Genomic DNA, 12,920 nt, shown 5'->3' with positions numbered 1-12,920 from the left:
GCCCCCACCCGGGCCCGGCCGCCCCCCGCCCCCGGGGGGGGGGGGGCCCCGCGGCGCGTGCCCGCACAGGCCCCCCACTCCGCCGGATACTGTGGGCGAAGGCCCCGCCGGACGGGAGCCGGGACCGCTGGGAGAGGACCTTCGACGTGACGCAGACCGCTGACCACCTCCTGCCCGACTCTCCCGTGGAGCGCACCCTCGTCGCGAGGGGATGGGCCGACATCGACCTCGTGGAGCGGCTCGGCCCGGCGCGCACCCGACGGTTCCGCTCCGCGACGCTGGGCGCCGACGTCGACCGCGCGCGGGAGTGGTTCCGCTCGCCGGAGCCGGGCACGATCCCGCCGGGCATCGTCCAGATGTACGAGTCCGAGGCCAACGTGACGCGCTACCGCCGAGTCCTGGACTTCATCGGTGCCGGCGAGCGGGTCTTCGAGGTCGGCATCGGTCACGGCTTCCTCGCGACGATGATGCTGCGCGACGGGGGGATCGAGCGGTACCGGGGCGTCGACCTCTCGCGGTACAGCGTGCGCAAGACGACCCAGACGCTCGAGGCCAACGGCTTCGCGGACGTCGCCGAGGTCGCCGAGCAGGACCTCTACACGGTGACCCGGCAGGACCTCGAGGCCGTCGACGCGACCCTCCTCGTGTGCTGCGAGGTGATCGAGCACGTGCCCGAGCCGGAGGAGGCGCTCGCGACGCTCGCCCGGGCCCTGCCGGAGGGCACCGACCTGCTGTTCTCCATCCCGCTCGTCGGTCGCCTCGAAGGGGTCTGGGGGCACACGCAGGTCTTCGGCGCCGCGCGCATCCACGACATGCTCGCGCCCGCCGGCCTGGTGGCGCACCACGTCGAGGTCCTCCACGACACGTGGGCGGTCGTCCTGGCCTCCACGAGCACGGCGCCCTCGCCGCGGGCCGCCCGCGTGCTCGAGGCGACCGCGCCGGTGGAGCCCGAGCGCTTCCTCGAGCCGCCGTTCAGGTCGATGGCCAATGTCGTCGTCAAGGACCTCGAGCGCGTCGAGGCGCAGTGGATCAAGCGCGTCGCCGACCCCACGGTGGAGCCGTGCCCGGGTACCGGTGACGACCCCGGCCTGCCGCTGCGGGGCCTGCGGGTCAGGGCCGGCAACGAGAGCCCGACCCGCGGACCGGGCAAGGGCTGGGCGGCGTACGCCGGGGTCGCCTTCGCCGTGCCCGAGGGGACGAAGGGGGCGCGCCTGGAGGTCCACCTCGAGGATCCGGAGGCGGTCCGGGCCCTGCGGGTCGTGTGGTCGCGCGAGGGGGAGGCGGTCGGCAAGTGGGTCTGGCGTCCCGGCGAGGCCCGGCCGAGGATGGAGTCGCCCACCTTCCTCATCGCCCCCGGACGCGGCGGGATGTACCTGCGACGGGTCCCGGGGTCGCGGGTCGAGGGCTCGGACGCCGTCGAGGTCTTCGTCGAGGCCGAGGGCACCGCCGACATCGACTTCCGTGTCCTGCGCTGGGCCTGGGTGAGCTGACCTTGCCCGTGGGGCAGGATGGGCCCATGGATCGTCAGCAGGAGTTCGTCCTCCGCACCATCGAGGAACGCGACATCCGGTTCGTCCGGCTCTGGTTCACGGATGTGCTCGGCACGCTGAAGTCGGTGGCGATCGCGCCGGCCGAGCTCGAGGGTGCCTTCGCTGAGGGGATCGGGTTCGACGGGTCGGCCATCGAGGGCTTCACCAGGGTCTACGAGGCCGACATGCTCGCGCGCCCCGACCCCTCGACCTTCCAGGTGCTCCCGTGGCGCGGTGAGCACCCGGGCACTGCCCGGATGTTCTGCGACATCCAGCTGCCCGACGGCTCGGCCGCGCTCGCCGACGCCCGCTACGTCCTGCGCCGCGCGCTCGACAAGGCCGCCGACATGGGCTTCAGCTTCTACACCCACCCCGAGATCGAGTTCTTCCTCCTGCACCAGGGCACCCCTAAGGGCGCGCGGCCGGAGCCGGTCGACGACGGCGGCTACTTCGACCACGTGCCCAAGGGCGAGGCGCACGACTTCCGCCGGGCGGCGATCACGATGCTCGAGTCGGTCGGCATCTCCGTGGAGTTCAGCCACCACGAGGGCGCACCGGGGCAGAACGAGATCGACCTGCGCTACGCCGACGCGCTCTCCACCGCGGACAACATCATGACCTTCCGCACGGTGATCAAGGAGGTCGCGCTCGAGCAGGGTGTCTACGCGACCTTCATGCCCAAGGTCTTCGCCGAGCACCCCGGCAGCGGCATGCACACGCACATGTCGCTCTTCGAGGGCGACACCAACGCCTTCTACGAGCCCGGCGCGCCGTACCAGCTGAGCAAGGTCGGCCGGCAGTTCATCGCCGGCCTGCTGCACCACGGGCGCGAGTACACCGCCGTCACCAACCAGTGGGTCAACAGCTACAAGCGGCTGTGGGGCGGGGGCGAGGCCCCCGCGCACCTCACCTGGGGCCACAACAACCGCTCCGCCATGGTCCGGGTGCCGATGTACAAGCCCAACAAGGGCAACAGCAGCCGGGTCGAGGTCCGCAGCCTCGACTCCGCGTGCAACCCCTACCTCGCCTTCGCCGTGATGCTCTCGGCCGGCCTCAAGGGCATCGAGGAGGGCTACGAGCTCCCGCCCGAGGCCGAGGACGACGTCTGGGGCCTCACCGACCGCGAACGTCGCGCCATGGGGATCAAGCCGCTGCCGGCGAGCCTGGCCGAGGCGATCGAGGCCATGGAGGAGAGCGAGCTGGTCGCCGAGACCCTCGGCGAGCACGTCTTCGACTTCTTCCTGCGCAACAAGCGCCAGGAGTGGGACGACTACCGCAACCAGGTCACCCCCTTCGAGCTCGAGCGCCTGCTGCCCAGGCTGTGACCTCGTGACGCCACCACGCCGCGCGGTCCCGGGGCTCGCCCGACGGGGCTTCAACGACACGGCGCGCGCGGAGACGCTGCTGTCCGACCCGGCGCTCGAGCCGCTCGTCGACGCCCGGGAGCCGCTGCTCGCCGCGCTCGGTCGCGCCGCCGACCCCGACGCCGCCCTCCTGGGTCTCGTCCGGCTCCTCGAGGCCGCCGGCGACGAGACCGACCCCCTGGCCGCCGCCCTTCGCTCCGACGAGGCCGCGCGGCACCGCGTCATCGGTGCCCTCGGGATCTCGAGCGCCCTCGTGGACCACCTCGTGGCCCACCCCGAGCAGTGGCGCGACGCCGTCGACGCCGACGAGATGACCCCCGAGGAGCGGACCGAGGCGTTGCTCGGCGAGATCGCCGAGCACGGGGACCTCGAACCCCAGGACGCCCTGCGCGTCGGCTACCGGAGGCAGCTGCTCGGCATCGCGGCCTGCGACGTGACCTCCGAGGACCCGCTGACGCACCTGCCGACGACCGCCGCTGCCCTGGCCGACCTCGCCGGGTCGGCGCTCGAGGGCGCGGTGCGGATCGCGATCGACGAGCTCGGGGAGGCCGGCCAGACCTGCCGGTTCGCCGTCATCGGCATGGGCAAGGCCGGGGGACGGGAGCTCAACTACATCTCCGACGTCGACGTCATCTTCGTCGCCGAGCCCGTCGAGGGCGCCGACGAGGCCGCTGCCCTCGAGACGGCGACCAGGATCGCGACGCGCACGATGCACGCCTGCGCCGACGCCACCGCCCACGGCAGCCTGTGGCCCGTCGACGCGGCCCTGCGACCCGAGGGCAAGCAGGGCCCGCTCGTGCGCACCGTCGCCAGCCACCGCACGTACTACGAGCGCTGGGCCAAGACCTGGGAGTTCCAGGCCCTGCTCAAGGCGCGCCACCTGGCGGGCGACGCCGGCCTCGGCGCCGAGTACCTCGGTGCCGTGCGGCCGCTCGTCTGGGAGGCCGCCTCCCGGGAGGACTTCGTCGACGACGTGCAGGCCATGCGCCGCCGCGTCGAGGAGCACATCCCCGCCGCCGAGGCCGCGCGCCAGCTCAAGCTCGGCCCCGGCGGGCTGCGCGACGTCGAGTTCTCCGTGCAGCTGCTCCAGCTCGTCCACGGACGCACCGACGAGACGCTGCACTCGGGCACGACCCTCGACGCCCTCGCGGCGCTGTCCACCGGCGGCTACATCGGTCGCCGCGACGCGCGGGTCCTCGGCGACGCCTACCGGGTGCTGCGCACCCTGGAGCACCGGATCCAGCTGCACCGGCTGCGCCGCACGCACCTCATGCCGACGTCCGAGCAGGACCTGCGGCGTCTCGGCCGCGCCATGCGCCTCTTCGACCAGCCGGACAAGCAGGTGGTCGCCCTGCGCACCGAGCGCTCCCGGGAGGTGCGCCGCCTCCACCAGCAGCTCTTCTACCGGCCGCTGCTGTCCGCGGTCGCCCGGCTCAGCCCGGACGAGGCCCGGCTCACGCCCGACGCGGCCCGCGCGCGGCTCGGCGCCCTCGGCTACCGCGACCCTGCCGGGGCGCTGCGTCACCTCGAGGTGCTCACCGACGGGGTCAACCGCACGGCCGCGATCCAGCGCCAGCTCCTGCCGGTCATGCTCGAGTGGTTCGCGGAGATGGCCGACCCCGATGCCGGGCTCCTCGCCTTCCGCAAGGTGAGCGAGGCGCTCGGCTCCACGCACTGGTACCTCCGGCTGCTGCGGGACGAAGGGGAGGCCGCCCAGGTCCTCGCCCACACCCTCGGGGCCAGCCGGTTCGCCGGCGACCTGCTGCTGGCGAGCCCCGAGGCCGTCCAGATGCTCGGCGACGGGGACGGGCTGCGCCCCCGCGGCAGGGACGAGATCCTGCGCCGCATGCGGGCGGCGGCCGGCCGCCGCGACGACGCCGACGCGGCGGTCTCTGCGATCCGTGCCATCCGCCGCGCCGAGATCTTCCGCGTCGCCGTCGCGGACCTGCAGGACACGGTGAGCCTGGAGCAGGTCGGGCAGGCCCTCACCGACCTCAGCGAGGCGACGATCGAGGCATCCCTCGAGGTCGTCGTCCGCTCCGTCGAGGCCGACCTGGGCCGGCCGCTGGGCACGGACCTGCTGATCATCGGGATGGGGCGCCTCGGGGGCAGGGAGATCGGCTACTCCTCGGACGCCGACGTGCTCTACGTGCACGACCCGCACGACGGGGTCGCCGACCAGATCGCCCAGGAGGCCGCGCTCGCGGTCGTGGGGGAGATGCGTCGGCTGCTCGGGGCGCCGGGCTCCGACCCGCCGCTCGGCCTCGACGCGGACCTGCGGCCCGAGGGCAAGAGCGGGCCGATGGTGCGCACCCTGGCGTCGTACGCGACCTACTACGCGCGGTGGTCCCAGACCTGGGAGGCGCAGGCGCTCCTGCGGGCCCGACCGGTCGCCGGGGACCCGGGGCTGGGGGAGCGGTTCATCGCCCTCATCGACCCGCTGCGCTGGTCCGACGACGGGCTCGACGCCACGCAGATCCGCGAGGTCCGCCGGCTCAAGGCCCGGATGGAGGCCGAGCGGCTGCCCCGCGGCGCCGACCGCAAGGCGCACTTCAAGCTCGGGATGGGCGGTCTCTCCGACGTCGAGTGGACCGTGCAGCTGCTGCAGATGGAGCACGCCCACGAGCACGAGGGCCTGCGCACGACCCGGACCCTGCCCGCACTCACGGCGGCGGTCGAGGCGGGGCTGGTCACCGCCGAGGACGCCGAGGTGCTGCGCCAGGCGTGGTGCATGGCCTCCCTGCTGCGCAACGCCGGCATGCTCTTCCGCGGTCGCGCGGTCGACTCCGTCCCGTCCAACCTGCGCGAGGCGGACGGCGTGGGGCGCATCGTCGGGATGGAGCCGCAGTCGGGGCTGGCGCTCGCCGAGTCCTACCGCCGCACCGCCCGCCACGCGCGCCAGGTCGTCGACCGGATCTTCTACGGCGAGGAGTGAGCGCCTGCTGCTCTCGGGGTGGTGCGGCGGGCGTCGGGTGACCCCGAGCGGTGGACACCGGACGGGCCGTCCGGTGGACGAACCTAGACTTGTCCCATGCTCGCCACGATCGACCTGCGTTCCCAGCCCCTCGGGGCCCGGCAGCTGCGGGCAGCCCTGCCGCGCGCCGAGTACGACGTCGAGGCCGCGCTCGACGCGGTGCGACCGATCTGCGACGACGTCCATGACCGGGGCGCCGAGGCGCTCTACGACCTCGCCGAGCGCTTCGACGGGGTGCGGCCGACCGCCCTCCGCGTGCCGGCGCAGGTCCTCGAGGCCGCCGTGGAGGTCCTCGACGCCGACGTGCGGGCCGCCCTGGAGCTGGCCATCGAGCGCGCCCGTGCGGTCCACGCCGACCAGCGTCGCACCGACACCACGACCACGCTCGCGCCCGGGGGGACCGTCACCGAGCGCTGGGTCCCGGTCGAGCGGGTCGGCCTGTACGTGCCCGGTGGCCGGGCGGTCTACCCCTCGTCCGTCGTCATGAACGTCGTGCCCGCCCAGATCGCCGGAGTCGGGTCGCTCGCCGTCGCCAGCCCGCCCCAGCGCGAGAACACCGGCGTCTTCGCCGGCTACCCGCACCCGACGATCCTCGCGGCGTGCGCGCTGCTCGGCGTCGACGAGGTGTGGGCGATGGGTGGGGCCCAGGCGGTCGCCGGCTTCGCCCACGGGTTCACCGACGGTGCCGACGAGTGCGCCCCCGTCAGCCTCGTCACCGGCCCGGGCAACATCTACGTCGCCGCGGCCAAGCGGCTGCTCAAGGGCCTCATCGGCATCGACGCCGAGGCCGGGCCGACCGAGATCGCCGTGCTCGCCGACGCGAGCGCCGACCCCGAGCACGTCGCGGCCGACCTCATCAGCCAGGCCGAGCACGACCCGCTCGCCGGTTCCGTCCTGGTCACCGACTCCACCGAGCTCGCCGACGCCGTCACCGCTGCCGTCGAGCGGCGCGCGGCCGCGACCAAGCACAGCGAGCGCGTCGGCGAGGCCCTCACCGGGCGCCAGTCCGCGATCGTCCTCGTCGACGACGTCGATGCCGGCCTGCGGGTCGTCGACGCCTACGCCGCCGAGCACCTCGAGGTCATCACGGCGGACGCGCCGCAGGTCGCGGCGCGCGTGCGCAACGCAGGGGCGATCTTCGTCGGTACGCACTCGCCGGTGAGCCTCGGGGACTACGTCGCCGGGTCCAACCACGTCCTGCCCACCGGCGGCAGCGCCGCCCACAGCAGCGGCCTGTCCGTGCAGTCCTTCCTCCGGGGCATCCACGTCGTCGAGTACTCGGCGCAGGCCCTCGCCGAGGTCGCCCCGCACGTCGTGGCCCTGGCCGAGGCCGAGGACCTGCCCGCCCACGGCGAGGCCGTCACCGCGCGCACGGGCGAGGTCCGGCGATGAGCGAGATCAGCGAGCTGCTGCGCCCCGGGCTGCGCGGCCGCACCCCCTACGGTGCGCCGCAGCTGGACGTCGACGTGCAGCTCAACACCAACGAGTCCTCCTACCCGGTGCCCCCCGAGGTCGTCGAGGCCATCCTCGCGGAGCTCGCGGACGAGCTCGGGACGCTCAACCGGTACCCGGACCGCGAGTTCACCGCGCTGCGCAAGGCGCTCGGTGACTACCTGCACGACCGCAGCGGGGTCTCCATCCGCCCCGAGCAGCTGTGGGCCGGCAACGGGTCCAACGAGGTCCTCTCGCACCTCGTCCAGGCCTTCGGCGGGCCGGAGCGGACCGCGCTCGGCTTCACCCCCGCGTACTCGATGCACCCGATCATCGCCGAGACGCTCGGCACGACGTGGGTCGACGGGCAGCGTGACCGGGCCAGCTTCGACCTCACCGTCGAGTCCGCGATCGAGCAGGCGAAGGGGGTCGACCCGCACCTCGTCTTCCTCTGCTCGCCCAACAACCCGACCGGCACCGCCCTGCCCTTCGACGTGGTCCAGGCGATGCTCGAGGCCGCGCCGCGGGCGATCGTCGTCGTCGACGAGGCGTACGCGGAGTTCGCCCGTCCCGGGACGCCCACCGCGCTCTCGCTCCTCGAGCGGCACCCGCGCCTCGTCGTGACGCGCACGATGAGCAAGGCCTTCGCCCTCGCAGGTGGACGGCTGGGCTACCTCGCCGCCGACCCCGACGTCATCGACGCTCTGCGCCTCGTGCGACTGCCGTACCACCTCTCGGCGCCGACGCAGACGATCGCCCGCGTCGCGCTCGAGCACGCGGACCGGCTCCTGGAGACGGTCGAGGCCATCAAGGACCAGCGTGACCGGCTCGTCACCGAGCTCACGGCCCTCGGCCTGCGGCCCGTGCCGAGCGATGCCAACTTCGTCCTCTTCGGCGGCCTCGCCGACGCCGCGGCGACGTGGCAGGCTCTGCTGGACCGGGGCGTGCTCGTCCGGGACGTCGGGATCCCGCACCACCTGCGCGTCACCGCCGGCACGCCGGAGGAGACGACCCGGTTCCTGACCGCGCTCGCCGAGCTCGTCCCCACGCACGCCACCACCAAGGAGACCCCGTGAGCAGCGCCGCTCCCCGTACCGCGACGGTGACCCGCGGCACATCCGAGAGCCGGGTCGAGGTGAGCGTCGACCTCGACGGCACCGGCGCGGGCCAGGTGTCGACGGGTGTGCGCTTCTACGACCACATGCTCCTGTCGCTGGCCAAGCACAGCCTCATCGACCTGACGATCGCCGCCGAGGGCGATGTCGACGTCGACGCCCACCACACCGTCGAGGACGTCGCGATCGTCCTCGGCCAGGCGGTCCGCCAGGCACTCGGCGACAAGAGCGGCATCAGCCGCTTCGGCGACGCGACCGTCCCGCTCGACGAGGCGCTCGTCCACGCGGTCGTCGACGTGGCCGGGCGGCCGTACGTCGTCCACACCGGTGAGCCCGCCGGCCAGGAGCACGTCGTCATCGGCGGCAACTTCGTCGGCTCGCTCACCCGCCACGTGCTGGAGTCCTTCGCCTACAACGCCGGCATCGCCCTGCACGTGCGGGTGCTCGCCGGGCGCGACCCGCACCACATCGTCGAGGCGCAGTTCAAGGCGCTCGCCCGCGCACTGCGCGCGGCGGTTGCCCCCGACCCCCGGGTGAGCGGCATCCCGAGCGCCAAGGGCGCGCTGTAGGGATGAGATGACCGAGCCCGACAGGGGAGTGGTCCTCCTCTCCGCGTCGTCCGCGGCCGCCGTGGACTGGGTGCGGGGCGGCGTCGTGCCCTGCCACGTCGTCGAGCACCCCACGTGGTCGATCGTCGTGCCCGCGACCTCGGCGACGGTGACCGCCGCTCCCTACGACGACGCACTCACCGTGCTCGCCGCCCGGCACACCGGCGCCCGGCTCGCACCGGCCATCGGCTTCTTCAGGATCGGTGACACGGCCGTCGTCACGGCCCGTGCCCCCGGCCGCTCGCCGATCCGGTGGGCGCTGCGGGCCCCGGACCGCGAGATCGTCCGCGGACCGCAGCTGCCGCCGCTCGCCCCCGAGGACCTGCACCGCGCGCTCTCGGCCGGCTCCGGCGCACGCCTGGTGCCGATCCGCGAGATCCGCGCCCTCTGGCGGCGTACCGACCTCACCCACCTGGAGTGGCTCGACGAGGCGATGACCGTCCTCGGTCTGCCGGGGGCCCGTCTCCTCGACGGCTCCGACACGGCGCTCGGTCCCGTCATCGCGCCCGACGAGCGCGCCGTGTCCACCTTCGAGTCCGTCGTCAAGGACGTGCACCAATGAGCAGCCAACCCCGTGTCGTCGTTCTCGACTACGGCTCCGGCAACATCCACTCCGCCGTCCGGGCGCTCACCCACGTGGGCGCGGACGTCGAGCTGACCGCCGACCGGTCCGCCGTGCTCGCCGCCGACGGGCTGCTCGTGCCGGGCGTCGGCAACTTCCACGCCTGCATGGCCGGGCTGCGGGCCGTCGACGGCCCCTCGCTCGTCGACACCCGTCTCGCCGGCGGCCGCCCCGTCCTCGGGGTCTGCGTCGGCATGCAGGTGATGTTCGAGGGGTCCGGCGAGCCGAGCGCGGCCCAGCCGGAGCAGGAGGGCCTGCACCAGTGGCCCGGCACCGTCTCCCGGCTGTCCGCCCCCGTCGTGCCCCACATGGGCTGGTCGACCGTCACCGCGCCCGAGGGCACGCGCCTGCTCGCGGGCGTGGAGGACGAGCGCTTCTACTTCGTCCACTCCTACGGGGTGGCCACCTGGGACCTGCCGACCGCGCCGGGGGCGCTCGTCGCCGCCACGCCGCTCGTCACGTGGAGCGAGCACGGGTCCCCCTTCGTCGCGGCCGTCGAGAACGGTCCGTTGTCCGCCACGCAGTTCCACCCCGAGAAGTCCGGGGATGCGGGACTGCACCTCCTCAAGAACTGGGTGATGTCACTGTGACCACGACCGACCGGCCCCGGCTGGAGCTCCTTCCCGCCGTCGACGTACGGGGCGGCCGCGCCGTCCAGCTCCAGCAAGGCGTCGCCGGGTCGGGGTGGGACTTCGGTGACCCGCTCGAGGCCGCGCAGGCCTGGCAGGAGCAGGGCGCCGAGTGGATCCACCTGGTCGACCTCGACGCGGCCTTCGGCGAAGGGAGCAACCGTGAGCTCCTCGCCGACATCGTCGGACGCCTCGACCTCAAGGTCGAGCTGAGCGGAGGCATCCGCGACGAGGAGTCGCTGGCCGCCGCGCTCGCCTCGGGCTGCGCCCGGGTCAACGTCGGCACCGCCGCCCTGGAGAACCCCGAGTGGACCGCCCGGGCCATCGCCGAGCACGGCGAGCGCATCGCCGTCGGCCTCGACGTGCGGGGCGCGACGCTCGCCGCCCGCGGGTGGACCCAGGAGGGCGGCGACCTGTGGGAGACCCTCGCGCGCCTGGACGCCGAGGGCTGCGTCCGCTACGTCGTCACCGACGTCGCCAAGGACGGCATGCTCGCCGGTCCCAACGTGCAGCTGCTGCGCGAGGTCGCCGCCGCCACCGACGCCAAGGTCGTCGCGAGCGGCGGCGTCACGACCGTGGACGACGTCGTCGCCCTGCGCGACCTCGTCCCCGAGGGCGTCGAGGGCGCGATCATCGGCTCGGCTCTCTACAAGGGCAGCGTCACCCTGACTGAGGCCCTCGACGCGGCCGGGCGGCCGTGAGCGGGCCCACCGACTCCGCCGGTGTGCCCTGGCAGGGGCGCGAGCTGCCCGCCGGCGGCTTCGCCGGTGACTCCGGCGAGGCCGACCCGGCGCTGCTGCGCGCCCTCACCACCGGCGCGGAGACCGACGTGCTCGAGCACCTCGCGCGCGCGCGGCTGCTCGTGCCGGTGGCTGCGGTCGCGGCGGAGACCACGCAGACCGAGGCCGGCCACACCGCTGACAAGGAGGCCGACATGGCTGTCGTCCTCCTCGAGCACCCCGACGGACGCACCGCGCTGCCCGTCTTCTCCTCGATGGCCGCTCTCGCGGCCTTCGACGCGTCCGTGCGTCCCGTGCCGGTCAAGGCCGCTCGCGCCGCGCAGGCCGCGGTGAGCGAGCAGGCCGACCTCATCGTGCTCGACTGCGCGAGCGAGCACGCCTTCGAGGTCCGGGCGTCCATGGTCTGGGCGCTCGCCCAGCAGCGGCCGTGGCTGCCAGCGCACGAGGACCCCTTCGTCGCGCGGTCGGTGGAGCGGGTCTGCGCCGGGGTCGAGCAGGTCATCGGCCACACGCTCGCCGAGGGGGTGCCCGACGGGCAGGGGATCCTGCAGATCGGTCTCACGCTCGTCCCCGGCCTCGACGCGGCCGCGGTCGAGGAGCTCGTGACGGCGATCGCCGAGGAGCTGGCCACCGACGGTGAGCTCCGGGCGCGCGTCGACGGGCTCTCCTTCACCGTCTCCTGAGTCGACGGGCGGCGATTTCGGCTCGCGCGGGGGTCGCTGCTACTGTTGTCTCCGACCGGTCACCATCCTCGTGGTGGTGACGCAAGAGGAGCCTCGCTTCCACCCGCGACAACCAGCTGGTTGCCGGGTCTCAGGTCTCGACGCGGTCCGGATCCGCCGGGTGCCCAGGCACCCTCCGTCCGGCATCGTCGTCGTGCTCTGGTGAGGCTCCTCGCGATCGGCGAGGAGCCTTTCTTCGTCGGTACGCAGGACACCGAGCTAAGGAGCAGCACATCAGCGAACCTCGCATCAATGACCGTATCCGCGTCCCGGAGGTGCGGTTGGTCGGCCCCAACGGGGAGCAGGTCGGCATCGTCCGCGTGGAGGACGCCCTGCGTCTCGCTGCCGAGGCAGACCTCGACCTCGTCGAGGTCGCTCCGATGGCCAAGCCCCCGGTCGCCAAGCTCATGGACTTCGGCAAGTACAAGTACGAAGCCGCGATGAAGGCGCGCGACGCGCGCAAGAACCAGGTCAACACGGTCATCAAGGAGATCAAGCTCCGACCGAAGATCGACAGCCACGACTACGGCACCAAGAAGGGCCACGTCGAGCGCTTCCTGGGCGCCGGCGACAAGGTCAAGGTGACGATCATGTTCCGCGGGCGTGAGCAGTCGCGTCCCGAGCTGGGCTTCCGGCTCCTGCAGCGCCTGGCCGAGGACGTCATCGAGCTCGGCACGGTCGAGTCGGCGCCCAAGCAGGACGGGCGCAACATGATCATGGTGCTTGCCCCGACGCGCAAGAAGTCCGAGGCCCGCGCCGAGGCGCGGCGCAAGAAGGACGAGGAGAAGGTGGCCGCCGAGGCCAACGCCCCGGAGCAGCGGACCTCCGAGTCCCCGGCACCGGCGGAGGAGCCCACCGCGGCCCCGGCCGCGGTCGAGGGCAGCACCGAGGCCCCGGCCGAGTCCTGATCCGGCACCAGACCAGCACAGCAACGACAAGGAGATCGGCGCCATGCCGAAGAACAAGACGCACTCCGGTGCCAAGAAGCGCTTCCGGGTCACCGGCTCGGGCAAGATCATGCGTGAGCGCGCCAACCACGTCCACAAGTTCCACGAGAAGAGCCCGCAGCACGCGCGTCGTCTCGCGAGCGACGTCGAGGTCTCCAAGGCCGACGTGAAGAAGATCAAGAAGCTGCTCGGTCGCTGACCTGAGCACCTTGCACACACACTGACTGAAGGAGTACTCA

At 73.3% G+C, this 12,920-nt stretch carries 12 protein-coding genes; all 12 read left to right on the top strand.

The window, feature by feature from the left end:
• Positions 1-146: 146 nt before the first annotated feature.
• Positions 147-1,490: a methyltransferase domain-containing protein gene (locus ABC138_RS12495; RefSeq protein ID WP_345913848.1), complete on the top strand. Its 1,344-nt coding sequence runs from the start codon at positions 147-149 to the stop codon at positions 1,488-1,490.
• Positions 1,491-1,516: 26 nt separating this feature from the next.
• The gene (locus ABC138_RS12490; protein ID WP_345913847.1) at positions 1,517-2,854 is read left to right on the top strand and encodes a glutamine synthetase family protein; all 1,338 of its coding nucleotides are present in this window, start codon (positions 1,517-1,519) and stop codon (positions 2,852-2,854) included.
• A 4-nt stretch (positions 2,855-2,858) separates the two neighbouring features.
• Positions 2,859-5,828: a bifunctional [glutamine synthetase] adenylyltransferase/[glutamine synthetase]-adenylyl-L-tyrosine phosphorylase gene (locus ABC138_RS12485; protein ID WP_345913846.1), complete on the top strand. Its 2,970-nt coding sequence runs from the start codon at positions 2,859-2,861 to the stop codon at positions 5,826-5,828.
• Positions 5,829-5,924: 96 nt separating this feature from the next.
• Entirely contained in the window at positions 5,925-7,259 is a 1,335-nt protein-coding gene (gene hisD / locus ABC138_RS12480; RefSeq protein ID WP_068323270.1) for a histidinol dehydrogenase, read from the top strand.
• Complete coding sequence (locus tag ABC138_RS12475) at positions 7,256-8,374, top strand: histidinol-phosphate transaminase (RefSeq protein WP_068423617.1); 1,119 nt, start codon at positions 7,256-7,258, stop codon at positions 8,372-8,374. The genes hisD and ABC138_RS12475 overlap by 4 nt, the downstream gene beginning before the upstream one ends.
• Positions 8,371-8,982 (top strand): imidazoleglycerol-phosphate dehydratase HisB, encoded by a 612-nt coding sequence (gene hisB, locus ABC138_RS12470; protein ID WP_345913845.1) that lies wholly within the window; start codon positions 8,371-8,373, stop codon positions 8,980-8,982. Before ABC138_RS12475 ends, hisB begins: the two co-directional genes overlap by 4 nt.
• A 7-nt stretch (positions 8,983-8,989) precedes the next feature.
• The gene (locus ABC138_RS12465) at positions 8,990-9,583 is read left to right on the top strand and encodes a hypothetical protein (RefSeq protein WP_169701836.1); all 594 of its coding nucleotides are present in this window, start codon (positions 8,990-8,992) and stop codon (positions 9,581-9,583) included.
• Complete coding sequence (hisH, locus tag ABC138_RS12460; RefSeq protein WP_068323284.1) at positions 9,580-10,233, top strand: imidazole glycerol phosphate synthase subunit HisH; 654 nt, start codon at positions 9,580-9,582, stop codon at positions 10,231-10,233. The genes ABC138_RS12465 and hisH overlap by 4 nt, the downstream gene beginning before the upstream one ends.
• Positions 10,230-10,973: a bifunctional 1-(5-phosphoribosyl)-5-((5-phosphoribosylamino)methylideneamino)imidazole-4-carboxamide isomerase/phosphoribosylanthranilate isomerase PriA gene (gene priA, locus ABC138_RS12455; protein WP_068323287.1), complete on the top strand. Its 744-nt coding sequence runs from the start codon at positions 10,230-10,232 to the stop codon at positions 10,971-10,973. Before hisH ends, priA begins: the two co-directional genes overlap by 4 nt.
• Positions 10,970-11,695 (top strand): SseB family protein, encoded by a 726-nt coding sequence (locus ABC138_RS12450; protein ID WP_068323290.1) that lies wholly within the window; start codon positions 10,970-10,972, stop codon positions 11,693-11,695. Before priA ends, ABC138_RS12450 begins: the two co-directional genes overlap by 4 nt.
• Before the next feature lie 272 nt (positions 11,696-11,967).
• The gene (gene infC / locus ABC138_RS12445) at positions 11,968-12,642 is read left to right on the top strand and encodes a translation initiation factor IF-3 (protein ID WP_068323299.1); all 675 of its coding nucleotides are present in this window, start codon (positions 11,968-11,970) and stop codon (positions 12,640-12,642) included.
• 43 nt (positions 12,643-12,685) lie between these two features.
• Complete coding sequence (gene rpmI / locus ABC138_RS12440; RefSeq protein ID WP_068323302.1) at positions 12,686-12,880, top strand: 50S ribosomal protein L35; 195 nt, start codon at positions 12,686-12,688, stop codon at positions 12,878-12,880.
• The last annotated feature ends 40 nt before the right edge of the window (positions 12,881-12,920 follow it).

This window comes from Janibacter sp. LM (genome assembly GCF_039631275.1).
Classification (GTDB): Bacteria; Actinomycetota; Actinomycetes; order Actinomycetales; family Dermatophilaceae; genus Janibacter; species Janibacter terrae.
Note: the sequence above shows the minus strand (reverse complement) of the source record. Positions and strands in the feature narration are given on the sequence as shown.

Excerpts from the sequence above, each read along its gene's own strand:
- ABC138_RS12490 (WP_345913847.1), top strand. The coding sequence starts at position 1,517 with ATGGATCGTCAGCAGGAGTTCGTCCTCCGCACCATCGAGGAACGCGAC.
- hisD (WP_068323270.1), top strand. The coding sequence starts at position 5,925 with ATGCTCGCCACGATCGACCTGCGTTCCCAGCCCCTCGGGGCCCGGCAG.
- ABC138_RS12475 (WP_068423617.1), top strand. The coding sequence starts at position 7,256 with ATGAGCGAGATCAGCGAGCTGCTGCGCCCCGGGCTGCGCGGCCGCACC.
- ABC138_RS12465 (WP_169701836.1), top strand. The coding sequence starts at position 8,990 with ATGACCGAGCCCGACAGGGGAGTGGTCCTCCTCTCCGCGTCGTCCGCG.
- hisH (WP_068323284.1), top strand. The coding sequence starts at position 9,580 with ATGAGCAGCCAACCCCGTGTCGTCGTTCTCGACTACGGCTCCGGCAAC.
- rpmI (WP_068323302.1), top strand. The coding sequence starts at position 12,686 with ATGCCGAAGAACAAGACGCACTCCGGTGCCAAGAAGCGCTTCCGGGTC.